Raw genomic sequence first — 23,560 nt, 5'->3', positions numbered from 1 at the left:
ATATGATAAAACGGATTTTGGTTTATGGACTAGCAACACTTTTACCCATTTTGGTAATTGTCTATTTTTATAGTTATTACAGCAACCAAAGTCCGTTTTCTATCAAATGTATGTTTCATGAAATAACAGGTTTATGGTGTCCTGGCTGTGGCGGTCAACGTGCTTTTTCCTTACTTGTTCACGGACATTTTTTACAATCGTTACGATACAATCTTATTTTGCCTTTTGCACTTTACATTTGTGTACAATTGTATTATGCTATTATTGAAAATATTTTTTTAGGCAAACCAATGTCAGGCAAATTACATCTTCCCGAAAGTTTTGCTAGAAATTTCTTAATCTTCCTTTTGGTTTATTCTATTTTGAGAAACATTCCTCTTTCACCTTTTATATATTTGGCTCCAGAGAGTTAGAATCAAAAAAAAATCAGAGAACTATTCCTCTGATTTCTTATTTGTTGTTCGTGGATTTTGGCGCTCTTCGCCTTCTTTCAATTCTCCTCGACGTATTCTATTTTTGTCCGAATCTTTGTCATCATTTGGTAAAGAAACGGGTTGATTTGCCTCACCTAAAACCCATGTTTCAGTCGCATCCCACATCGCTCTAATTTTGATTGGCTCTGGATACAAATAAATTGGTTCGGGCTGTTTACCTGATAAATAATCGCCTGTATCCCATTTTCCATTTTCATTTTCATCAACCAATAAACGGAACAAATATTCTCCTGGTTCAATAAAGTTGAATTCGAAATAGTTTTTATTTGCTGGATTATATAATTCTTCAATCACTGTAAAGTCTTTATCAGTTTTTAGAAATTGTAAGATAAATGGTTTGCTTGGAGTATTTTGAAGCGTTAATTTTAAATGTCCAAAATCGCCACGCGTTCCCATTTTTATTGGATAAGCAAGCGTATCATTCTTCTCTCCTAATACATCTATCAACGCATTTGGATAGATATTAACTTCAAATTTTTCGTCTAAATTTTTATCAAAAGCAAAATTCAAATTCTGTGCATTAACTGTATCAATCGAAACTTTGAATGGAATTGAAACTGTATCTTTAAACACATAAATTTTAGATAAATCCAATGATTTTATTGGTGCATTTGCCTGAATTTTAAATGGTTTATTTGGTGCTAATTTTTGATCATTTAATGCTTTAAATTCTAATTTTCGTTCTGTATTCGATTTTGAATATAATGCACTTACTTCATCAATTTGATCTTTATGTTGAACCTTGAAGTTCAATTTTGCACTTCTTCCTACAATTGTATCCACTTTTGGATTGAACCAAAAATTAATCGAATCTTGTCTTGGAAACTTCTGAATATAAGCCGTTTTGAATTCTTTCCCAACCGGCGTTATCGTAACATCATCCGTTGCTCCTGTCGTTTTAAAAACAATTAAACCTTCTTGTTTAAAACTCGCTTCAGGTTTACGATAAGCTGGTTTTTGATTGAATAAATTCAAGTTGATTTGTTGATTCGCATTCAGCTCAATTGGTTCGTTATGAAAAGCCAAACGCTCTTTTCCATAATCGTACATCACATTTTCTACCTTATCCTCAAAAGCAATTAATTTATACTTACCCGAAGCCAAATAATTTAATTGATATTCTCCTTTATCATTGGCTCTCGCAATGTAATATGGTTTCTTTTGCAGAATGATACTGTCTTTGTATGTACTATCTACTTTATATAGCCCGACCAATATCTTTTCTGGTAATTTGAAATCATAAGACGAATTTACACGACCTGTTACCTTCAACGAATCGATAAAACTACCTGTCGAAAAAACATATTGAAAGTTTGATAACTTATTATTTTCGTTAAAATCTTGAATCGCATCACCAAAATTGAAACTATATGTTGTATTTGGTAACAATGGTTCTTGAAATTTAATCGAAATATATTTCTTCGCTAAAGCTTGCGGCGTCACAATTGGAGGAATCTGAAACGATGGCGAAACAACCACATTTTTACTGTATTCTTTCAGAAGAATATACTCATCAAAGTTGATTGTAGCCTCTTGCAAATTGACATCTACATTCGTAGCCAATGTATCTGGATCAGCTTTTAGGAAAACTGGCGGAGTTTCATCTTTAGGTCCTCCTGTTGGTGAACCTTGTCTTGCACAAGAAATAACCGTCAAAATGGTTAACATCAAAAGCGAAAAACGTGTCGTCTTATTCATGGGTGCAAGTTAAGAAAAAGCTTGTTATTAAGCACAAGCAATGGTAATTACACTTATCTTAAAATTTTCTGAAAGATTAAACTTTTTTATTGCTGATGCAATCGTTGCGCCAGTTGTTAACACATCATCAATCAAAATATAATGTCCAGGCTTAAGATTTGGATTGATTTCAAACGCATCTTTCAAATTTTCCAATCGGTGTTTTTTGTCTTCATTTACTTGAGATGAATTGTATTTAGTTCGGATTAATCCATCCGAAAAATAATTTATCTGGTTGATTTCTGCCAACGTTCGTGCAAAATTTTCTACTTGATTGTAGCCTCTTGTTTTCAATCGTTTTGAATGCAATGGAATCGGAATAATTCCGTCATAATGACTCAAATCAAACTTAATCATCTGCGCTAAATCAATTCCAATTTCTGGGCGATTTCTATATTTCATTTCATGTAAAATAGCTTGCGTGGTGTTATGATGTTTAAATTCTAACAAAGAAAAAGCGTTTTCAACTTCGCAAAAATTTCTCAATTTATCATAAGCTCGATTATTTTGATCGAAATTAAAATGTGTGAAAACGAGTTTTGTTGAACACGAAACACACAGAAATTGCGAAGCTTGAATGACGTCTTGGCAATCCAAACAACGCATCGGAAAAAATAAATCAACCAAAGAATTTACGATTGTTTTGATTTCCATTACCTTTGCAAATTAAAGTTTAGTACTAAATTTAATGAAAATCATTCGACTTACAAAAGCTTTTACGTTCGAAACTGCACATGCATTGCATGGTTATGACGGAAAGTGTAAAAATATACATGGGCATTCGTACAAATTATTTGTAACTGTGAAAGGAACACCTTCTGAAGACACAACCGATGTGAAACTTGGAATGGTGATGGATTTTGGGGATTTGAAAAAAATTGTGAACAAAGAAATTGTTGATCTTTTTGATCACGCTATTTTATTGAACGAAAATTCACCTCACAAAATATTAGGTGAAAAATTATTAGCAGAAGGACACAATGTTGTTTTTACAGATTATCAACCGTCTGCTGAAAACATGATTTTATGGATTGTGGATAAAATCAAACCTCTTTTACCAACGAATATCGATTTGGTTGCTTTGAAATTACACGAAACTGAAAATTCTTATGCAGAATGGTTAGCGGAGGACAACCAATAAACATTCAGTTAGAACCTGGTAAAAAAGCCTATTTTTCTTCGGATCATCATTTTGGTGCTCCGAATGAAAAAGATAGTTTGGTGCGCGAAAAATTGTTTGTAAAATGGCTTGACGAAATAAAAGATGATTGTGGTGTTTTATTTTTGATTGGCGATTTGTTCGATTTTTGGTTTGAATATAAACACGTTGTTCCAAAAGGATTTGTGCGTGTTTTAGGAAAATTAGCCGAAATTTCTGATCGTGGAATTCCAATTTATTTCTTTGTTGGCAATCATGATTTATGGATGAAAGATTATTTGGAAGAACAAATCAATGCAATTGTTTTTCGAGATAAACAAGATTTTATCATCAATGGAAAAGAATTTTTTATCGTTCATGGCGATGGAAAAGGACCTGGTGATAAAGGCTACAAATGCATGAAAAAAGTCTTTACGAACAAAATTTGTCAATTTCTTTTTTATCTACTTCATCCCGATTTGGCAATGTGGTTAGGAATTACAGCTTCACGAAAAAACAAAATGATTTCGGGTGACGAAGATGTTAATTTTTTGGGCGTTGACAACGAATGGTTAATCATGTATAGTCGCAAGCAATTGCATCGAAAATACTACGATTATCTAATTTACGGACATCGACATTTACCAATGGAAATTGCGATAGGCAAAGCGCGTCATATCAATCTTGGTGATTGGATTAACTACTTTACTTATGGTATTTTTAATGGAAAAGAATTCGAATTAAAAACTTACCTCCGTGATCAAGGAGAAGAATCGAGGGATTCTATCATAAAAATTATAGATTAGCAAGCAAATCATAAAAACCCAAAGAAATGCCTCTTTTAGCCATTCTATTTTGGGTTTGCTTTCGCTAAAATATCTTGTTAACATCAACATAATGCTAAAACCTAAAAAAGCAAGATAAGCATCGTTATTTCCTCCGTAAAGAATATACGTAATCAACATTGTTCCAAACATAAAATGCATCAACAAAAAGATACGTTTCTTTTGTGCTGTCAATTTATTCACATTCTTGAAATGATTGATAATTGAATAAATTAGAATAATTGCAATTGGAACTAAAAACAATTGTTTCCATTCGAAATGTACCATTGTAAACATTAATTGTTCTTTATAAAAATCGAACATAAAGTAATAATCGAGCAGAAAACTAACTTGAGCAACGATTAATATAGGAAGAATAAATCCTAGAAAACCAAGGATAGGAATTTTTGGTTCTACCACTCTTAAAGTCAAGAAATAAGTAAAAACTACAATTCCTAAGAAAATAAGTGGTGGACTTAATAAAATTGCAAAACTCATAAAAACGCCTATATCAAATGCATTGTACGTATCGTTTTTTTCGGACTCAAAATAGAGTAATTGCACTGTTACATAAGTCACAAGCAACAAACTTCCTGCAATTCGATAATCGGATAAACCTGCAATAAAAGGCATGATCCATAAAATATAGACAAAAGTTGGATAGGATGAAGTCGAAATTAAATCATTCGTATTGTCGATATACCCCACAAAAGCAATCGTCAAAATCGTCAGGACTATGCCTAATTTTTCTAAATTACTCAGATCAATACTGTTAAAATTAGTAACTCCAAGTAACGTAAACAGCACAATGATAAAAATCTGTATAAAAAAATTCCTTTTGTCAAGTAGATTAACCAACATTTTATTAACTTTGATGCAAATTAAGCAATAAACTAGAATATGGGAGTTATAACTGATTTATTTTTTGCGATTGGTGATATTTTCAAATGGACTTTTGAAAACTTATTATCTCCAGTTGGTGTTATCTTTGGATGGTTATTTACATTCATCGGATGCGCATTACTTGGATGGTGGTTATATAAAATCGCTAGCTTTGGAACCGAAAATGAAAAAAGATACGAAAGATAATTTATCTTATATTGTATAAAATATATTTTCGAATTATTTCGAAAAACCTCTTATAAATTTATAAGAGGTTTTTTTTAGATATAGTATAGTATAAATGAAATAAAAATTAAATACTTTCGTTGAATATTTATAAAATTTTGAAATTTACATCCGTAAACACATGAATTCACAATCTTCAGAAATTGAAATTGGAGCTTTTTTTAAAAACTTTCTACAAAAATTCAGAACTTTTTTACAAAAAAATCTTCTATTTATTATCTTATTAGCAGCATTAGGTTTCATTGTTGCTTATTATATAAATCCAATATTAAAAACTTATGAAAGTAAGGTAATTGTAAGTCCAAATTATGGAAGTGTAGATTATTTATATAATGAAATTGAATTAATCAATTCTAAAATTTCAGATAAAGACACTACCTTTCTTAATAAAATTGGTATTACTCCTAATATCAATAAAATAGAAGTCAAACCTATTATTAACATCTATCAATTTGCTGGCGAAAATGAAAGTAATTTTGATCTACTTAAGCTATTTGCTGAAGATGGTGATATTAATAAAGTAGCCGATGATGATAAAACAAGTAAAAATTATAAAACACATCAAATTATTCTAACGTCAAAAAAATCATCCATACAAACATCAAATATTGATAAATTATTAAAATTTCTTAATAAAAATGAATATTATAATCAAGTTCGTTTAATAAGAATAGATAATGAAAAACAACGTTTAGGAATAAATGATGGTACTATAAAACAAATAGATGCTGTTTTTTCGAAAGTTGAAAACTCAACAAAATCAGAAGCAAGCAAAAATTTGGTTTATGTCAATGATAATAATCAACTTAATGATTTATTAATAACAAAAAGAGAACTTATAAAAGAAAACGAATATATTAAATTAAACGAATTGTTATCTACAAATGTCATAAAGAAAATCAGTGAATCTCTAAATGTTCAAGCTAAAACAAAAGGAAGTTTATTGATGATAATTTTACCAATTTTATTTATAGGTATATTTATATTCATTAGATTAATATTTACTAAACAAAAATAACTTTATTCATGAAAAATTTAACTTTATTATTATTCTGCTCCTTTATTATTTTCCAAAGTTGTGGAAATGATAAAAAACCGAGAACAAAAGAAGTACAAACTTCTAGTACATCAACAGAAAAAGACTCTTCTAATGATCAATCATTAATTTCTAAAAAAGGATTAGTACTAACTATTAATGCAGATTTTAGCAAAAATGATGAATTAGTTCTGTTTTGGAAAGATAAAAGTATTGGATGGTTTACAGATGAAAAAACTATATATGGAGGATCTTCAGATATAAAAGGACATCAAACTATAGAGTTTAAATTTCCTGAAAACGCAATTCCTAATGATTTACGTATTGATATAAGTGGAGATAAATTACAAAAAGAAATTAAAATAAATTTCATTAAAATTTCTGATGAAAATAGAGAATTCTATGTGTTTGGCGATGAGTTAACAAAGTACTTTAAAACAAATGAATTTATCACTTATAATGAAAAAAACCATTCATTAACTTTAAATACTAAAGGAGAAAACTACGATCCTTATTTAACTACAACACATGATTTCATTCTTGAGTTACAAAGAGTGTTAAATACTACTTTTTAATTAAAAAAACAATTGATTACAGCTTTTCAAAGTGCTAAAATTTATTCAAAAATATAAACAATATGAAAAATTAGTATATAATTTTTTATTCCTTTTTATCATCCAAATAGTAGAAATGTTTGTTCCTTTGATAATTTTTAGGATTTTGATTGATGTAGTTGGTGTTGAAAAATTTGGATTATTAAATTATATTATTGCATTTGTCGTCTATTTTCAAATATTAATTGATTATGGGTTTAACAATTCTGCTACAAGACAAATATCACTTAATATACATAGTAATGCTAAAGTAAATGTGATAATAAATAGAGTTATATCTGCTAAAATATATTTACTCGTTTTCAGTTTTATTATATTTTCTCTCATTGTTTTTTTTATTCCTAGTTTCAAAGAAAATTGGATAATTTATTTTTTATACTTTGGAGTCATAATTGGTTATACATTTTCACCTTCTTGGTATTATCAAGGTATTCAGAACATGAAAAGCTATATGCTCACAAACATAATTGTTAAAATATCTTCTTTGATTATTATTTATTTTCTAATTAAAAATGAAAATGATTTTTGGTTAGCACCTTTGATTTTGAGTATTAGCCAAATTTTAATTGCCTTGATAACATTTTCTTTACTACTATTGAACAATTCATATCAATTCAGATTATTATCCCCAATAAAAATATTTAGAGAATTAAATGAGGGTAAATATTTTTTTTTATCTGAATTACAAGCTACATTGTTTACAAATACAAATGTTATAATATTAGGCTTTTTTTCATCTTTAACAAACGTTGCATACTTTACTTCTGCTGATAAATTAACGCGCTCAATAAGAAATATACAAATACCTTTATCAAATGCTTTGTATCCACATCTTTCAATAGAGGTTAATAAAAATCCAAAAAAGGGATTGAAACAAATTAATAAAATAACTTTATTTGGACTTTGTATATTAATTTCTTCTTCTATAATTATAGGATATTTTGGTGAGAAAATAATTATTTTAATTTTTAGCAATGATATGACTGGAGCTACTACAGTCTTTCAAATTTTATTATTGATACCAATTTTTTCATTCATAGACAGTATGTATGGTAAACAAATTCTATTAAACTTAAAAAAAGATAAAATATTTTTCAATATATTTTTATTTAGTTCATTATTCTGTCTCATTTTAAGTTGTATTTTATCCTATAAATATAGCATAATAGGAACAGCAATCGCTGTTGTTATAGGACAAGGAGTTTTAGCAATTCTCATGTTTTTTTATGCTCAAAAAATTGTATATGGAAAAAGTTAAAGTTAGTATTATTATACCTGTTTATAAACCAGGAAATTTAATTCATGAATGTGTGACATCATTAATTAATCAGAGTTTTAAATCAACCGAATTTATTTTTGTAAATGACGGCTCACCTGATAATGTTCAAGAAATCTTAAATGATTATCAAAAAAAAGATGAAAGAATTAAAATTATAGAACAAGAAAATCAAGGAATTAGTGTTGCTAGAAATAAAGGATTACAAATAGCAAAAGGAGAATATATTGGCTTTCTAGATAATGATGATTATTATAAAGATAATTTTATTGAAAAATTATATTCTAAAGCCTCTAAATGTCAACTTGATATTGTTGTATCAAGAACTATTGAAGGTCGAGATGGAAAAAAAATTATTAAAGCTCCTATTTTTGAAACAAATAAAATTTATAATCAAGAATTTTCACACAAAAATTTTATAAAAAATTTATTAACTGAAGAATCTCTTTTTGCTGTATGGAACAAACTATACAAAAGAGAGTTAATCACTCAATATAACATTCAATTTCCGTCAAATAGAGAAATAGAAGAAGATTGTATGTTTAATTTACAAGCTTTTAATAATTCGAAAAGAATAATGTTTATTGATTATTATGGTTACTATTATCGTGAAGTTTCTACAAGTGAATCGAGAAGATTTATTGAAAGAGATTTATTCACAAAAGCGATAGAAAAATATAATTTTGACTATAAATCTACTTATAATTTAGAAATTAATAAGGAGGAAGAAGAACGTTTTAAAAGTGTTCGATTAATCAATAGGGCAATATACTTAACATTTATATGCTCCAAGGATAATGCAAATTTCAATACAAATTATTCCTATGTAAAATCTATCGTTTCCAATCCTATTTTGATTAATGCTATGAAAACATATAAACATGATCCGTTATTAAAAGCAGGTAAATATAATCGAATCTTAATTAATATAATTTTGAAACAAAATTATATTAAATTAAGAATAATATGTTTTTCTATTTACAAATTTTATACACAATCAGTTTCAGAATTTTTAAGAAATTTAAATGGAACAAATAAAAATATTGAATTGATTTTAGATGAAAAATAATTATAAAAATGTATTTAATTACTTATTTTTCTTAGGACTTTTCTTTTTTTCTTTCAACCATATAGAAGTAATGCCTTTTATGGGAGAGTATATAAAAGAATCCGGAGCTATTTTTTTCTTTTTAGGTTTTTTTTTACTTGTGATAGAAATTATAAAAACAGGAAAAATAAACTTTCCTATTAATGATAAATTATATTTCTTAATTCTAATATTTTATTCAATATGTATAATTTGTACAGTTATAAACTTCAACTCTGTTTCTAATAATTATTTTAAACGAACTACTGGAGTTTCTAGATTTATAAGACAAATAATTTCTTTATCAATTCCTTTCTTTGTTTTTATTCCTTTTTTTTGGCGTGTCATACAAAACTGGACAATAACAAAAATTTTTTTTACTATACGAAGAATATTTTTGTTCTCTTTATTATTCGCTTCATTTTATGGTTTTTTTGAAATTTTATATTCCTATTTTGGTATCTATCCTGCTAGATATGTTACTGATCTACTTGGTAATATAATCCCTTTCATAAAACCATATTATCATCAAGGTGGAAGGATTTCAGTTTTTGCTTACGAACCTCCATTTTTTGCAATATATCTAATTACAATATCAGGTTGGATGTTTAGTTATATATTAACAGAAAATAATATTATCAAAAAATTATACCCTTCAATCGCTGTTTTAGGTTTTACCTTTTTTTCTGGTTCAAGAACAGGGCTTCTTGTTATATTTTTTATCTTTACACTATTTATCTTTTATCTTTACAAAAATAATTTTTACCGTAAACAACTTAATATTTTATTTTTCGGCTTTTTTATTATAATCTTTTCTTCATTAGCATTTAATGCAGAAAAATTAATTTATTCTATCAACCAAAAAGTTGAAAGTTTAAATTTTGTAGGAAACTTAAAGACAGACGTTTCTAACAAAACAAGATTTGGAATGCAGTATGCTTCTATACAAGTGTTCAAAGAAAACCCAATTTTTGGTGTTGGTTTTGGACAACAGGTATATCATTCAAGATTTCACTACCCTAGATGGTCTACAATTAATAATTGGGAATTTAAAGAGTTTTACAATAACAAAAAAGATCCTTCATTTCCTCCAGGATATAATATTTACACTAGATTATTAGCAGAATTAGGAATTGTAGGTTTTTTATCTTGGATGTCAATATTACTTTATAGCTTATTTTTGTGTTATAAGTTTTTACAATCAAAAGATTTTCACACAAAAGTCTTAGCTATTTCAATTACTATATCTCTAATCGGACTTTACATAAATTGGTTACAAATAGATACTTTTAGACTTTATGGAGTGTGGTTAAATTTTGTGATATTAATGTTTTTGCAACATAAAGTTTATCAAAAGAATGAATAAAAATCTATTAATAATTCCTCATTATAATAATCCTGATGGATTGATTAAATCAATTTCTTCAATTGGAAAAGACGAAAACTTGGATGTAATTGTAATTGATGACGGTAGTTCTATTAACAAAATTAATGAATTTGAAGTTTTGAGCAATAAAGCATTCAAAGGAGAAATATTATTTAAATACTGTAATGTAAATAGAGGAATCGAATTTGTTTTAAATGATGCAATAGATTACGCTCTTGGAAAAGATTATATTTATCTCTCTAGACTAGATTGTGGAGATATATGTAAAAATAACAGATTTCAAACACAAGAACTTTTTTTTGAAAAAAATAAAAGTATTTCATTAATAGGAAGTAATGTAGATGCAGTAAATGAAAATGGTGAATTTTTATACACAATCAAAGTCCCATTGACAGATAAAGATATTAGAAAAGGAATGCTAATAAATTGTATGTTTATACATCCTAGTGTGATGTTCAAAGCCCAAGTTATTAAACAAGTTGGGAAATACCCTACGGAATATAAAGCGGCAGAAGACTTCGCTTTATTTACGAATATTTTGAAATCTTTTAAAGGTGCTAATATCAACGAATCCTTAGTTAGAATTGAATTGAATACAAAAGGAATTAGTATAACAAATAGAAAAAAACAAACTAAAAGTAGAATACAAATTCTTGAAAAGAATTACAAATTAGGTGTCATTTCTACATACGGACTAATTAGAAGTTATATTTTACATTATACTCCATATTCGTTAGTCCAAAAATTAAAAAAAATTATTTATAAATGAAATATTACATAAATAGATTTAGATATTTCTTTCTATTATTATTTATACTAATATTACCTTTTACTATTGCTATTAGCAATATGACATTTGGTATTTTTTCTGTATTAAGTATTATTAGTTTTTTTTATTTTAAAGAAGATTTTTATATAGATAAATTCTTGATACTTATTCTCACATTTCTATTATATTTGTCCGTAGATGGTTTTTTTCAAGGATCTTATAATGCTAATAAAACATTATGGAAATTTCTTCCAATATTATTAATTGGAACAATATTGATGTACTCTAGTAAAAATTTGCCTTTACTAAAATTAAAAAAAATATCTGTTTTTTCTAGTTGTATTTTTATTCTTATTTGCTTAATAAGAACGATAATATTTTATACTGAAAATCATTTTCTTCCTTTTGCAAATGATGCCGAAATAGCTAGTATTCTTAAGATACACAGACCATATTTAGGATTTTATGTATTATTGAATATTATTTTATCTTATGATCTTTTTAATAAATCAGATCAAAAAAAATATAAATATCTATACAGCCTTATTTTTTTATTTTTATTTGCATTTATTGTTTTAATCGCAGCCCGATTGTCAATCATTAGTTTCTTTATTATTTCTTTTATTTATGTTATATTTTATTTAGATTTAAATATTTACAAAAAATTCACAATTGGTATTCTGCCATTATTTATTGTAAGTAGCTTTATATTTTATAGCCCTAAAATACAAGAAAGATTAAATAATAATAATCTCGAGTTAATGATAGATCACGAACCTCGATTTGTTATTTGGGAGAGTGTAAATAATATATCTAGAAATGACGATTTTAATACCATATTTGGGTATGGTAACTATCAATTAATAGAAGATTATCTCGTATTAAACTATGAACAAATAATTGATAAAAAAGAAAAAAGAGATTATTATATTGAAGAACGATTTAATACACATTCTCAATTTTTTGATTATTTTTTATTTGGAGGATTTATTGCTTTTTTCTTTTTTATCAGTATATGTTTAATTTCTTTATGGAAAACTAAACGAGACTTTACTTCTTTCGCTATAATGATCTCATTTATTTTATTTTTCTCAGTGGAAAATGTATTTCATAGACAATTAGGTTGTTATTTGTTTATTTTATATTACTTCGTAGCTTTAAAAAATAAGAAAAACATTTATTTCGATTAATCAAAATCTTTAGGAGCTATACTTTTCCAATGTCTTAAAGACTCTTTAAGTCCGTAATTGAATTTAAATCCTTTATCTATCAAATAATTTGGTTTTATATTAGTAGGAAATGCAGCTTTTTTTACTCTTACAGGATGTATATCTGATTTTTTTCCAATCATCTTAAATCCAATTTGTAGTATTCCCGCAACAATAACTAAAAAACTAACAGGGATACTAAACGTTGGTTTCTTATAACCTAATTCTTTTTTTATTATCTCTATCATCTCTTTTAAATTATGAATAGGATTTTCAGCATAATTATAAATAATTAATCTCTCATTTTGATTCATAGTAAACAAAATACTTTCAATTAAACCAAATACATAACCGTATGCTTTAATAATATTACCTCCATTTGGAAGCATAAATGCACCTTTCTTAAGGGCCTTTATTGTTCTATATATATTTCCTGGATCATGAGGTCCATAAATAACACTCGGTCTTACTATAATTAATCTCCTATCAATAGATTTTGCTAACCAAATTTGATGAATTTTTTCAGCTAAACCTTTAGAAATTCCGTAAGGAGTTTCAGCATAAATCATCGACTCTTCTGTACAAACATTTTTAGATTTTCCATAAGGTGCAATACTACTTGTAAAAAATATATTCTTAACATTCAATCTTTCTGCAAACTCATTTATATTTTCAGCACCATTAATATTAGTATCAAAATATTCTTTCCTATCATGGCCTGGTTCTCTGTGTATTGCTGCAAAATTATAAATCCATGATTCTTCTGTATTTATGTTGAAATCTATTAAATACTCTATCTTATTTCTAACATCACAATATATATATTCAACACTATTATGTAAAGTTGAATTAAAATATAGAGGTTTTTTTATATCAAATAAAATAATTTTATCAAACTTATGTTCTTCAATTAATTTATTAATTAAAAAAAAGGCTATATAGCCTGATCCTCCAAAAACGAAAGCTGTTTTCATTTATTAAGTTTATTGTCAAAATTACTATATTTGCGCTATGGAAAAAATTAAATTATTACATATTTCAGAAACATTTGTAAGTGGAGTATATACATATATCAAACAAATATGTAATTATTTAGAAAATGATGAACGTTTTGAAATTCATATTATATATAGTGGAGATAGAGAAGAAACTAAATTTGATCAAATTTCAAGTGATTTTTCGTCTAAAATTTTTTTTCATCAAATTTCCATGAAACGTGAAATTTCTCCAAAAGAAGATTTAAAATCAATCTTTAATATAAGAAAAAAAATAAAAGAAATAGCTCCAGATTTAATTCATATACATTCATCCAAAGCAGGAGTTTTAGGGAGACTAGCTGCTTTTCGTTTAAAAAACAAAGTTTTTTATACTCCTCATGGATACTCTTTTTTAAGAGAGGATATATCTGAATTTAAACAAAAACTTTTCTACCAAATAGAAAAATTCTCTCAATTTTTTTTCCCTGTACAAATAATTGCTTGTGGGGATCATGAATTTAGAATTGCTTCTAAAATTGATAATAATCGTGCTTGTCTGATTTTAAATGGTGTTAACCTTTCTTATTTTGATAATAAGAGTTTTAATTCTAATAAAAGCTCTAAGATTAGAATAGGTAATTCTGGACGAATTTCTATTCAAAAGAATCCAAGATTATTTAATTTAATAGCAAAAGAATTCCCTAATTATGAGTTCTTTTGGATTGGAGATGGTGATTTAAAACATGAACTAAATTCTCCTAATATTTCTATTACTGGATGGAAAAAATATGATGAATGTATAGATATTCTTAATTCCTTTGATATATTCCTATCTACTTCCTTATGGGAAGGTCTTCCATTTAATATTCTAGAAGCAATGGCTTTAAAAAAGCCTATTATTACAAATAATATTGAAAGTAACCTCATCACCGTAGAGCAAGGTGTTAATGGGTATGTTTGTTCGACATTAGATGACTTTAATAATTCTATAAAGAAAACAATAAAAGCCAAAGAAACAATGGGAGAATCCTCTTATAAAAGAGCTTTGGATTTATTTAATCAAGAAAAAAATTTAAGTCAATTAATCGAGTTTTATACGCATTTTAAAAAAATTTAAAGCACAGCCCAATATTTTAGTACTAAAATTGGCTTTTAAGATAACTTTGAATAAAGCTAAAAAGCCGTATTGTATTCACAAAAAAGTAAATTATTTTTCTCTATTTTACTTTACTGTTTAGTATATTCCAGTATTCTAAATAGCATTTTCATCTCCTTTTACCATTAACAAACCTGTTTGTATGATTATTTTAATATCTAGAAATAAAGACCAATTTCTCACATAGAATGCATCTGCAGAGATTCTTTTTTCCATGTCTTCATTACAGTCAATCGCTCCTCTATACCCTCTAACCTGAGCTAATCCTGTAATACCTGGTTTTACATAATGTCTCAAATAATATTTTTCAATAACTTCTCTATAGTACGTATCTTGTACAATCATATGAGGACGTGGTCCTACTACTGACATATCCCCTTTTAGAACATTGATAAATTGGGGAATCTCATCTAAGCTTGTTTTTCTCAAGAATTTTCCTATTCGAGTAATTCTATCGTCATTACGTTTTGTTTCAATAACAGAGTTCGTTGATGTCGTTCTCATTGTTCTGAACTTATAACAATTGAATACTTTTCCATTTAACCCATTTCTTTTTTGCTTAAAAATAACCGCTCCTCTAGAATCTAGTAGTATCAATAAACTTAAAATAGGAAATAGCCAACTTAGAAATAGAATACAAAAAAGTAATGAAAATGATTTATCTAAAAAACTCTTAACCAGCTGGTTATATGCCAAATCTAGAGGAAACATTCTCACTTTTAAAACAGGTAAAGTATCAAGATATTTTACTTCTAATTTAGATACATCTCCGTATCTAGAGTTAGGAATCAGAAAAAAATCAAGATGATTTTTTTGACAATATAAAATAAATTGATCTATCATTCTGTCTCCCAAATCAGACATTTGAGATAAATAGACAGTGTCTATATTGTTTTTCTTTATAAAGTCATTTAAATCAATAGAACTTATTTCAAAAGAAGGATACAATACGTTTAATTTTTTTTCTCTAGAAATTAGTCCTTTAAAATTATTTCCTAATTTAGAATTTAAGGTATCCATAAAAACTTCTGTATTATTATTGACGCCAATAATACAAACATTAGACACCGCATATCCATTCTTTAGAAGATAATTATAAAAGGTCAGTATTACACCTCTAATAAACAATGAGGAAACTAAAAAGTAAATCAAAAACTCCAATGTCATTTCATTAGAAAAAAGTGGTTTTTCTTTAATTCCTGATATTGCATAAACAATTATTGAAAATATAGTTATTTGATTAATATATCTTTTGTAATTGCCAAAATTTTTAGAGGAACGCTCTTGATAATATCCTGTTTTATTTGCTAAAAACCCCCATGCAATTAAGATTAAAATAAAAACCTTATAATGTGTGCTAAATAAGTCTTCTAATTTCCAATATTCAACTTTTAATGTAACATTGTTGATATATTTATATTTTATTTTCAAAAAAAAGAAAAAAAGAAAACTTAATAGCCCAAAATCAATAACGATTAAAAATTTATAAAGATTTTTTAATAATTTATTTTTCATACCAATAAACAGATATCTATCTGCCAATAATTCTTCAATATTATAAAACGTAAAAGTATTACTTTTCTTACAATTTTTTTATGATTAAGTATTTTTATAAACATTCAAAATTATACAATAATAATTACCCAATACCATTGATTTTTGATCAGTTGGGCATTATTTGTTACTCCAAGTTTATAAAAGATATTTTTCTTGTGTGTTTCTATGGTATGTTTACTCAAAACTATTTTGTTCTCAATTTCATTTACCGTCAACCCTTCTCCGATCAAATTAATGATTTGTTTCTCTCTTTTACTCAGTAAAAAAGAATGAATAACGTTTAAATTCTGCATGTTACCTTTTTACTTATATGTATCACTATAAACAGTTCGAATCGTTGTAAATAATTTTTTTCGGATATTTCCTTCAATAGTGCTGCGTCTACAAAAGAGCTGTCTATACTATTAGCATAAGAACTTAGAACAATTATTTTTAGTAAGAATTCTTGTTGTTTGATTTCATTTATCAATTCCAACCCGTTCATCTCCGGCATCAAAATATCAACCACAAAATCTTTTAACTGAACAATAAAACCAGCCGCTTTGGTGGATATATAAATGATTTCAAAGTCTTTTTCTTGTTGAAGTAATGTTGTTAAACCATCTAAAAAAGTGGATGATCATCAATTAATGCTATTCTTATCTTATTTTTCATCGAACACTATTATTATTGTTGTTGTTCCATTCCCTAAAGCTGAATCTATGATTAAATTTACTTTTATAAATTGCATTCTTTCCTTCATTTTTTAAGATACCTATACCCGGATTATTTTGAGTTACATCAAATCCATTTCTATCATATTCTAGTACTTATAGTTAGCCTCTTTCACGTTTTGTCACAGTGATGATAACGTTATACGCATTAGCATGCTTTTCAATATTATGAAGATCTTCCTGAAAAACTCTGTACAGATGCATTTTTTGTTCTTCATTCAAAAAAACAAAGGCTTCTTGCTGGTAAAACACAAACTCGGTCTTAATAGATATTTTTTGCTCGAAGGTTTCAACCAATTCTGTGATTAGTGCCATCGGTCCCTTTTGAACAATGATAGAAATACTCAGGTTATGTGAAATCTCTCGAATTTCTTTCATTAAATCTTTTGTTCCATTTTTTTAGCTTACTCAACTAATTTATTCCGTAAATTTGTTCTCACATTTTAATCTAAATTATTTGAACTATGTTCCTCGAAAATACCTTTAATCATAACAAAAAAAGTGGATGGATAGAAGTCATCTGTGGCTCAATGTTTTCTGGTAAAACCGAAGAACTTATACGCCGTCTAAAACGTGCCGAATTTGCCAAACAACGTGTCGAAATCTTCAAACCTACGGTAGATACGCGTTATGCAGACCGCGAAGTCGTTTCGCACAATCAAAATTCTATTACATCAACGCCAGTTGAGTATTCTTCAGCAATTTTATTATTGGCTGATGATTGCGATGTGGTAGGGATTGATGAAGCACAATTTTTTGATGAAGGAATTGTAGACGTAGCCAATCAATTGGCAAACGAAGGCAAACGCGTTATTGTTGCTGGTTTGGATATGGATTTCAAAGGTCGTCCTTTTGGTCCAATGCCCAATTTAATGGCGACTGCCGAGTATGTAACAAAAGTGCATGCAATCTGCGTTCGTACAGGAAATTTAGCCAATTATTCGCACCGAAAAATTGACAGTGATCGCCTTGTAGAGCTTGGCGAAGTACTAGAATACGAACCATTAAGCCGAGTTGCTTTCTGGGAAGAACATAACAAACATAAAGTTGAAAACTTATAATCTAAATCAAATTGCAAGTATCATCAACGGTACTTTGATTGGAAATGGAGACGAAATCATCAATCAAATTTTCTTTGATTCGCGCATGATTGTCAATCCAACTCACGGAATTTTCTTTGCATTTCACGGAAACCAAAAAGACGGACATTTGTTTTTGCAAGATGCTTATCAAAGAGGAATTCGAAATTTTGTCGTAGAAAAAGCGTTGACAAATTTGCCTCATGCAAATTTTATCGAGGTTGAAAATCCGCTACTTGCTTTGCAAAATTGGGCAAAAATTCATCGCAAACAATTTCATTTTCCTGTGATCGGAATTACCGGTTCCAATGGAAAAACGATTGTCAAAGAGTGGTTGAATCAATTGTTATGGAAAAAATTCTCGATTGTTCGTAGTCCAAAAAGTTACAATTCTCAATTTGGAGCAGCACTTTCTGTTTTGCAAATGGAAGAGAAAAACGATTTGGGTATTTTCGAAGCTGGAATTTCGATGCCAAATGAAATGCAAAATCTCGAAGAAATTATTCAACCAACAATAGGTGTGTTGACAAAAATCGGAGAAGCGCATTTAGAGAATTTTAAAAATCAAGATGAATTGATTCAGGAAAAACTGAAACTATTTTCTCATGTTGATAAATTAGTTTTCAATATCGAAAACGAAAAAGTTCATCAAGCTATTCTTGAAAACGCTCATTTAGCAAAAACAGATAAATATACTTACGGTTACTCCAATTCTGCCACTGTACAGATCAAGCAAATACAAAGTAATCAGACTAATACACAAATTTCTATTTTACATAATCAACAAGAATTCACCTATTCGATTCCTTTTATCGATGATGCTTCGATTAAAAATAGTTTAATTTGCTTAACGACTTTAATTAGTTTAAATATTGATTATAAACAACTTAAAAACGAATTTAATCAACTTCTACCAATCGAAATGCGTTTGGAAATTAAAGAAGCGATTAATCATTCAATTTTAATTAATGATACCTTCAATTCTGATCTAAATTCATTAAAAATTGGTTTAAATGTGTTAAATCAACAACCACGCGACAAAAAATCGTTAGTGTTGACGGATATTTTACAAAGTAACTTATCTGATCAAGATTTATATCAACAAGCAGCCGATTTAGTCAACCCTTATCATTTTGATGAGATAGTTTTAATTGGAGAAAAAATTTCTCAGTTCAAACATTTATTTGAATCCTATGTTCGTTCATTCAATTCGACTGAAGAATTCTTAGAGCAGTTCCGTCATCAAAACGTCGACAACGAAGCTATTTTATTAAAAGGCGCTCGTCCGTTCAAATTAGAAAAAATTTCGAGTGAATTAGAAACACGTTCCAACGATTCTGTTCTCGAAATTAATTTACAACACCTTATCGAGAATATAAATGTGTACCGCTCATTGCTAAAACCTACCACAAAATTGATGTGCATGGTAAAAGCGAATAGTTATGGAACAGGAAGTTTTGAGGTAGCAAATACCTTACAAAATAACGGTGTCGATTTCTTAGGCGTTGCGATTGCAGATGAAGGAAAAGAATTGCGCGAAGCTGGAATTACCATTCCAATTATCGTCATGAACCCGGAACAAAGTAGTTACTCTACTGTTATCGATTATCAATTAGAGCCAGAGATCTATAGCTTGCGCGTCTTGAAACTATTCATTCAAAAACTACAAGAAAAACAGATTTCTTCGCCTTATCCAATTCACCTAAAAATGGAAACAGGAATGAATCGTCTTGGTTTTCACGAAGATGATTTCGAAGAGTTAATCGCCATTCTAAAAGATAATTCGCATGTCTATGTTCGTTCAATTTTCACGCATTTAGCAACTGCCGATATGCCAGAGGAAGAAGAATATGCGAAATATCAATTAGAACGTTTTGATAACAGTTATGCAGCAATTACAACTGCGTTAAACATAAAACCAATCAAACATGCATTAAATTCTCCTGGAATTGTAGCGTATGGAGAGCATCAATATGACATGGTTCGCTTAGGAATCGGGATGTATGGCTACTCAGAATATACCGATTTTATGGAGAAATATTTGAAACCTGTTGTGCGTTTCAAAACAGTTATTTCTCAAATTTCAGAAATAGAAAAAGGCGAAACTGTAAGTTACGGTCGCCGTTTTACAGCCGAGCGTCATACCAAAATTGCAACTTTACCTGTTGGTTATGCAGACGGAATTCGTCGTTCACTTGGTTACGGAAAAGGAAAAGTGGGGATTAACGGACATTTGGCTACAATTACCGGAACTATTTGTATGGATATGATGATGGTTGATGTAACCGATATTCCATGTAAAGAAGGTGATGAAGTAACTATTTTTGGAAACTCACCTACTTTAGCCGACGTCACCGAATGGTTAGGAACAATTCCTTATGAAGTCTTAACTTCGGTTTCCCAACGTATAAAACGCGTTTATTACAAAGAATAATATACTGAAAGAGTTACTGAAAAGTAGCTCTTTTTTTGTAACTTAATCGTATGAAATTCCTTTTGTACATATTCCTATTTGTCTCATTAATTCCAATATTCTTTTTAGGAATGATATATGCTCTTGCATTTATTTCATCAACTTTTGGAACTGAAAGTATGGGAAGTTTCATCATTTTAATTTCAATACTAATCCTTTTAATACTTTATTATTCCATCAAAAGTCAAAAATTAAAAAACAACTAAGCATTAAAATCTTTATCTTTATTCCTCAATTTAGATCAATTTATGCGCAGTCTTTTTGCTTTCATTTTCATTATTTCAACCATTTCTTTTGCACAAGAAACGAAGAACGATTCAACGCGTCTAAAAGTGGGTGTTGTATTGAGTGGTGGTGGCGCAAAAGGCTATGCACATGTTGGCGCTTTGAAGAAAATTGAAGAAGCTGGAATCAAAATTGATTACATCGGAGGAACAAGTATGGGTGCGATTATCGGTGGATTATATGCCGCTGGATATACACCTGACGAACTCGAGAAAATCATGCATCAATTGGACATTTCTTCATTGATTATGCAAAATAAAGATCGTGCAGAGATTCCTTTTTTCGAGAAAGCATACAAAGAAAAATACATCTTAGAATTACCTTTTGATAAGTTCAAATTAACGATTCCAAATGCCATTTCAAAAGGTCAAGGTCCGCTTGATTTATTGACTTATTTATTGCGTCCAGTTCATGATATTGATGATTTCAATAAACTTCCAACGCCTTTTGTTTGTATTGGAACTGATCTCGAAACTGGAGAAGAAAAAGTCTTTCGTTCAGGATTTTTACCTCGCGTTATTTTGGCTTCGGGCGCTTATCCAACAATGTTAGATCCTGTTACAATTGATGGTAAAATATATGTTGATGGCGGTGTTGTCAACAATTTCCCCGTGAAAGAAGTGAAAGATATGGGTGCTGATATTATTATCGGTGTAGAATTGGGTGATGGTTTACAAAAACGTGATGATCTAAATTCTGCTATTGATATTTTGAGTCAAATTATGACGATGAGTATCGTTAAAAAAACGGATGAACAAAAGAAATTAGTCGATTTATTGATTAAACCAGAGTTAAAAGAATATGCAGTTACAAGTTTTGACGAAGTAGATTCTATTTACAATCGTGGACTTATTGCTTCTGAAAAAGTATATGATCAACTCAAAGAAATTGCAAAAAAACAGCATGCTTCAAACAAAACTCGAAACGAAATTAAACTTGATGATTATGTTTTGGTGAAAGAAATTGAAGTAGAAGGATTGAAGAATTTCAACAAGAATTATATCGAAGGTAAGCTAGGGATTCGTACTCCTGAAATTATAAAATATGATGATTTAAAAGCTGGAATTTCGAAATTATATGCTTCAGGAAACTTCAATAATATCACGTATAAAATCTCAGAAATTAACGATGAAGAGAATTTATTAACGTTAAAAGTTCAAGAAAATAAGACCAAACAATCAATCCGTTTTGGATTACATTACGATGATTTATTCAAAACAGGATTACTTTTAAACTTCACTTCAAAGAATTTATTTGTCAAAAACTCGGTGCTATCTGCTGATGTTGTGGTTGGAGATTATGCGCGATATAACATCAATTTTTTCATTGATAATGGATATCTTCCAAGTATTGGTTTCAACTCTTTTTCGCATTATTTTGACAAAGAAATTGATCTAAGAAACTTCTTTGGTCAGGATAATATCTACAAAAAAGTAAATTATAACTTTAGAGAATACATCAATCAACTCTATATTCAATCCACGATTAAAGAAAAATTTGCGATTGGCGTTGGATTAGAGCATCAATACACAAAAGTTTTCACAAATAATTTTATTGCTTCTAATGAAGAATTTCCAGCAAAATCCGAAGGTTATTATTGGAAAGCGTATGGATATATCAAAGCAGATAATCGAAATAATGCAAATTTTGCGCGTAGTGGTTTAAAATTTGATGGAAGTTTCAAGTATTTATTTGATTCTAATGTAACTGGGTTTGAAAATAACTATTTGTTAGAATCAAGTTTAGAGGCAAATTTTCCGTTAAATAATTTCCTAAGTTACAGATTTACTGCTAACTTTGGAACCTTTTTCAACGATAATGTAACAATGCCTCAGAAGTTTTATATCGGAGGTTATGTTGAACAAGATTTTTTCAATTACACTAAGTTTTATGGGCTTCCTTTTGGTTCTGCGATTGGTGATAATCAATTAATGTTTGGATCCCATATTCAAGCTAGAATTTTGAAAAATCATTACACAAGTCTATTTATGAATATAGCAAATATCACAGATAGATTTGAGCAATTGAGTTTAACAGATTACAAATATCTTGGGTACGGCATTACCTATGGCTACGATAGTCCATTAGGACCTTTAAATTTTATTTGGAGTTATTCGCCTTACACAAAAAAAGGATTATTTAATTTAAGTTTAGGTTACTGGTTTTAGAACAATGATAGAATTATTTTACGAAACAGATTTTGAGCTAAAAGATGCTCAAACTTGGATAGATTGGATCGTAGAGAGTATGAAGAATGAAGGGAAAACAATAGAAGATTTAAACTATATTTTCTGTGATGATGAATACTTACTTCAAATTAATCGACAATATTTAGACCACGATTATTACACAGATGTTATCGGTTTCGATAATTCTATTGAAGACGAATTGATGGGTGATATTTTTATTAGTATCGAACGAATCAAAGATAATGCTGAGCAAAATGGTGTTTCTTTTGAGAACGAATTAGCTCGTGTTGTTATCCACGGAATATTACATTTTGCTGGTTATATGGACAAAGAACCAGACGACAAAGAATTGATGACTGCAAAAGAAAATCAATATTTAGAAACATTTAGTAGCTATCTAAATCAATAATGTTCCACGTGGAACATTTATTAT

The 23,560-nt window shown here is 28.5% G+C and carries 23 protein-coding genes; 16 read left to right on the top strand and 7 right to left on the bottom strand.

What is annotated here, in order from left to right:
• Positions 1-2: 2 nt before the first annotated feature.
• On the top strand, positions 3-413 hold the full coding sequence (locus tag N5D03_RS02275; RefSeq protein ID WP_280050834.1) for a DUF2752 domain-containing protein: 411 nt from the start codon (positions 3-5) through the stop codon (positions 411-413).
• 21 nt (positions 414-434) lie between these two features.
• Here N5D03_RS02275 and N5D03_RS02270 read toward each other — a convergent pair whose 3' ends face one another.
• On the bottom strand, positions 435-2,192 hold the full coding sequence (locus N5D03_RS02270) for an Ig-like domain-containing protein (RefSeq protein ID WP_280050833.1): 1,758 nt from the start codon (positions 2,190-2,192) through the stop codon (positions 435-437).
• A gap of 27 nt (positions 2,193-2,219) precedes the next feature.
• Positions 2,220-2,885 carry a hypothetical protein gene (locus tag N5D03_RS02265; RefSeq protein ID WP_280050832.1) on the bottom strand — a complete coding sequence of 222 codons (666 nt, stop codon included), beginning with the start codon at positions 2,883-2,885 and terminating at the stop codon, positions 2,220-2,222.
• A 34-nt stretch (positions 2,886-2,919) separates the two neighbouring features.
• On the opposite strand from N5D03_RS02265, the gene queD reads away from it, so the two are divergent.
• Both queD and N5D03_RS02255 read left to right on the top strand, forming a co-directional pair.
• Entirely contained in the window at positions 2,920-3,372 is a 453-nt protein-coding gene (gene queD, locus N5D03_RS02260) for a 6-carboxytetrahydropterin synthase QueD (protein WP_280050831.1), read from the top strand.
• A complete protein-coding gene (locus N5D03_RS02255) occupies positions 3,348-4,175 on the top strand; it encodes a UDP-2,3-diacylglucosamine diphosphatase (protein WP_280050830.1) in 828 nt (275 codons plus the stop codon). The genes queD and N5D03_RS02255 overlap by 25 nt, the downstream gene beginning before the upstream one ends.
• Here N5D03_RS02255 and N5D03_RS02250 read toward each other — a convergent pair.
• On the bottom strand, positions 4,110-5,054 hold the full coding sequence (locus tag N5D03_RS02250; protein WP_280035028.1) for a DUF6427 family protein: 945 nt from the start codon (positions 5,052-5,054) through the stop codon (positions 4,110-4,112). The genes N5D03_RS02255 and N5D03_RS02250 overlap by 66 nt on opposite strands.
• Before the next feature lie 39 nt (positions 5,055-5,093).
• On the opposite strand from N5D03_RS02250, the gene N5D03_RS02245 reads away from it, so the two are divergent.
• The 8 genes from N5D03_RS02245 (at position 5,094) to N5D03_RS02210 (ending at position 12,680) form a co-directional block, all read left to right on the top strand.
• Complete coding sequence (locus tag N5D03_RS02245) at positions 5,094-5,282, top strand: hypothetical protein (protein ID WP_038336022.1); 189 nt, start codon at positions 5,094-5,096, stop codon at positions 5,280-5,282.
• 160 nt (positions 5,283-5,442) lie between these two features.
• On the top strand, positions 5,443-6,339 hold the full coding sequence (locus N5D03_RS02240; protein WP_280050829.1) for a hypothetical protein: 897 nt from the start codon (positions 5,443-5,445) through the stop codon (positions 6,337-6,339).
• A gap of 8 nt (positions 6,340-6,347) precedes the next feature.
• Complete coding sequence (locus N5D03_RS02235; RefSeq protein WP_280050828.1) at positions 6,348-6,932, top strand: hypothetical protein; 585 nt, start codon at positions 6,348-6,350, stop codon at positions 6,930-6,932.
• Between the two features lie 31 nt (positions 6,933-6,963).
• Positions 6,964-8,229, top strand: coding sequence for an oligosaccharide flippase family protein (locus N5D03_RS02230; RefSeq protein WP_280050827.1), 1,266 nt, complete (start codon positions 6,964-6,966; stop codon positions 8,227-8,229).
• A complete protein-coding gene (locus N5D03_RS02225; RefSeq protein WP_280050826.1) occupies positions 8,216-9,316 on the top strand; it encodes a glycosyltransferase in 1,101 nt (366 codons plus the stop codon). Before N5D03_RS02230 ends, N5D03_RS02225 begins: the two co-directional genes overlap by 14 nt.
• Positions 9,306-10,700, top strand: a complete 1,395-nt coding sequence (locus tag N5D03_RS02220) for an O-antigen ligase family protein (protein WP_280050825.1) — start codon at positions 9,306-9,308, stop codon at positions 10,698-10,700. Before N5D03_RS02225 ends, N5D03_RS02220 begins: the two co-directional genes overlap by 11 nt.
• On the top strand, positions 10,693-11,490 hold the full coding sequence (locus N5D03_RS02215) for a glycosyltransferase (RefSeq protein WP_280050824.1): 798 nt from the start codon (positions 10,693-10,695) through the stop codon (positions 11,488-11,490). Before N5D03_RS02220 ends, N5D03_RS02215 begins: the two co-directional genes overlap by 8 nt.
• Positions 11,487-12,680 (top strand): O-antigen ligase family protein, encoded by a 1,194-nt coding sequence (locus N5D03_RS02210; protein ID WP_280050823.1) that lies wholly within the window; start codon positions 11,487-11,489, stop codon positions 12,678-12,680. The genes N5D03_RS02215 and N5D03_RS02210 overlap by 4 nt, the downstream gene beginning before the upstream one ends.
• On the opposite strand, the gene N5D03_RS02205 is transcribed toward N5D03_RS02210, so the two are convergent.
• Entirely contained in the window at positions 12,677-13,672 is a 996-nt protein-coding gene (locus N5D03_RS02205) for an NAD(P)-dependent oxidoreductase (RefSeq protein ID WP_280050427.1), read from the bottom strand. The genes N5D03_RS02210 and N5D03_RS02205 overlap by 4 nt on opposite strands.
• A 37-nt stretch (positions 13,673-13,709) precedes the next feature.
• On the opposite strand from N5D03_RS02205, the gene N5D03_RS02200 reads away from it, so the two are divergent.
• Complete coding sequence (locus tag N5D03_RS02200) at positions 13,710-14,792, top strand: glycosyltransferase (RefSeq protein ID WP_280050822.1); 1,083 nt, start codon at positions 13,710-13,712, stop codon at positions 14,790-14,792.
• 135 nt (positions 14,793-14,927) lie between these two features.
• Here N5D03_RS02200 and N5D03_RS02195 read toward each other — a convergent pair whose 3' ends face one another.
• From N5D03_RS02195 to N5D03_RS02185, 3 genes are all read right to left on the bottom strand, one after another.
• A complete protein-coding gene (locus tag N5D03_RS02195; protein ID WP_280050821.1) occupies positions 14,928-16,373 on the bottom strand; it encodes an exopolysaccharide biosynthesis polyprenyl glycosylphosphotransferase in 1,446 nt (481 codons plus the stop codon).
• Positions 16,374-16,456: 83 nt separating this feature from the next.
• Positions 16,457-16,681, bottom strand: coding sequence for a helix-turn-helix transcriptional regulator (locus N5D03_RS02190; RefSeq protein WP_150431517.1), 225 nt, complete (start codon positions 16,679-16,681; stop codon positions 16,457-16,459).
• Between the two features lie 522 nt (positions 16,682-17,203).
• Entirely contained in the window at positions 17,204-17,479 is a 276-nt protein-coding gene (locus N5D03_RS02185) for a hypothetical protein (RefSeq protein ID WP_280050820.1), read from the bottom strand.
• An 86-nt stretch (positions 17,480-17,565) separates the two neighbouring features.
• Between N5D03_RS02185 and N5D03_RS02180 the strand changes: the two genes are divergently transcribed.
• The 4 genes from N5D03_RS02180 to ybeY all read left to right on the top strand — a co-directional run bounded on the left by N5D03_RS02180 (position 17,566) and on the right by ybeY (position 23,536).
• A complete protein-coding gene (locus tag N5D03_RS02180; protein WP_280050819.1) occupies positions 17,566-18,162 on the top strand; it encodes a thymidine kinase in 597 nt (198 codons plus the stop codon).
• Positions 18,149-20,614, top strand: coding sequence for a bifunctional UDP-N-acetylmuramoyl-tripeptide:D-alanyl-D-alanine ligase/alanine racemase (locus N5D03_RS02175; protein ID WP_280050818.1), 2,466 nt, complete (start codon positions 18,149-18,151; stop codon positions 20,612-20,614). Before N5D03_RS02180 ends, N5D03_RS02175 begins: the two co-directional genes overlap by 14 nt.
• 287 nt (positions 20,615-20,901) lie before the next feature.
• Positions 20,902-23,106, top strand: a complete 2,205-nt coding sequence (locus N5D03_RS02170) for a patatin-like phospholipase family protein (protein WP_280050817.1) — start codon at positions 20,902-20,904, stop codon at positions 23,104-23,106.
• A 4-nt stretch (positions 23,107-23,110) separates the two neighbouring features.
• Positions 23,111-23,536, top strand: a complete 426-nt coding sequence (gene ybeY / locus N5D03_RS02165) for an rRNA maturation RNase YbeY (RefSeq protein WP_114998588.1) — start codon at positions 23,111-23,113, stop codon at positions 23,534-23,536.
• The last annotated feature ends 24 nt before the right edge of the window (positions 23,537-23,560 follow it).

The sequence above is a fragment of the Empedobacter sp. GD03861 genome, from assembly GCF_029840885.1.
Lineage (GTDB): Bacteria > Bacteroidota > Bacteroidia > Flavobacteriales > Weeksellaceae > Empedobacter > Empedobacter falsenii_B.
The sequence above is the reverse complement of the archived record's forward strand: the minus strand, read 5'-3'. Positions and strand labels throughout refer to the sequence as shown.

Bases quoted from the DNA above. Each gene is read 5' to 3' on its own strand.
- N5D03_RS02235 (WP_280050828.1), top strand. From the start codon at position 6,348: ATGAAAAATTTAACTTTATTATTATTCTGCTCCTTTATTATTTTCCAA.
- N5D03_RS02255 (WP_280050830.1), top strand. From the start codon at position 3,348: ATGGTTAGCGGAGGACAACCAATAAACATTCAGTTAGAACCTGGTAAA.
- N5D03_RS02225 (WP_280050826.1), top strand. From the start codon at position 8,216: ATGGAAAAAGTTAAAGTTAGTATTATTATACCTGTTTATAAACCAGGA.
- N5D03_RS02185 (WP_280050820.1), bottom strand. From the start codon at position 17,479: ATGAAAGAAATTCGAGAGATTTCACATAACCTGAGTATTTCTATCATT.
- N5D03_RS02275 (WP_280050834.1), top strand. From the start codon at position 3: ATGATAAAACGGATTTTGGTTTATGGACTAGCAACACTTTTACCCATT.
- N5D03_RS02190 (WP_150431517.1), bottom strand. From the start codon at position 16,681: ATGCAGAATTTAAACGTTATTCATTCTTTTTTACTGAGTAAAAGAGAG.
- N5D03_RS02180 (WP_280050819.1), top strand. From the start codon at position 17,566: ATGTTCCTCGAAAATACCTTTAATCATAACAAAAAAAGTGGATGGATA.
- N5D03_RS02245 (WP_038336022.1), top strand. From the start codon at position 5,094: ATGGGAGTTATAACTGATTTATTTTTTGCGATTGGTGATATTTTCAAA.
- N5D03_RS02220 (WP_280050825.1), top strand. From the start codon at position 9,306: ATGAAAAATAATTATAAAAATGTATTTAATTACTTATTTTTCTTAGGA.
- N5D03_RS02205 (WP_280050427.1), bottom strand. From the start codon at position 13,672: ATGAAAACAGCTTTCGTTTTTGGAGGATCAGGCTATATAGCCTTTTTT.
- N5D03_RS02210 (WP_280050823.1), top strand. From the start codon at position 11,487: ATGAAATATTACATAAATAGATTTAGATATTTCTTTCTATTATTATTT.
- N5D03_RS02240 (WP_280050829.1), top strand. From the start codon at position 5,443: ATGAATTCACAATCTTCAGAAATTGAAATTGGAGCTTTTTTTAAAAAC.
- N5D03_RS02200 (WP_280050822.1), top strand. From the start codon at position 13,710: ATGGAAAAAATTAAATTATTACATATTTCAGAAACATTTGTAAGTGGA.
- N5D03_RS02215 (WP_280050824.1), top strand. From the start codon at position 10,693: ATGAATAAAAATCTATTAATAATTCCTCATTATAATAATCCTGATGGA.
- N5D03_RS02250 (WP_280035028.1), bottom strand. From the start codon at position 5,054: ATGTTGGTTAATCTACTTGACAAAAGGAATTTTTTTATACAGATTTTT.
- ybeY (WP_114998588.1), top strand. From the start codon at position 23,111: ATGATAGAATTATTTTACGAAACAGATTTTGAGCTAAAAGATGCTCAA.
- N5D03_RS02270 (WP_280050833.1), bottom strand. From the start codon at position 2,192: ATGAATAAGACGACACGTTTTTCGCTTTTGATGTTAACCATTTTGACG.
- N5D03_RS02170 (WP_280050817.1), top strand. From the start codon at position 20,902: ATGCGCAGTCTTTTTGCTTTCATTTTCATTATTTCAACCATTTCTTTT.
- N5D03_RS02265 (WP_280050832.1), bottom strand. From the start codon at position 2,885: ATGGAAATCAAAACAATCGTAAATTCTTTGGTTGATTTATTTTTTCCG.
- queD (WP_280050831.1), top strand. From the start codon at position 2,920: ATGAAAATCATTCGACTTACAAAAGCTTTTACGTTCGAAACTGCACAT.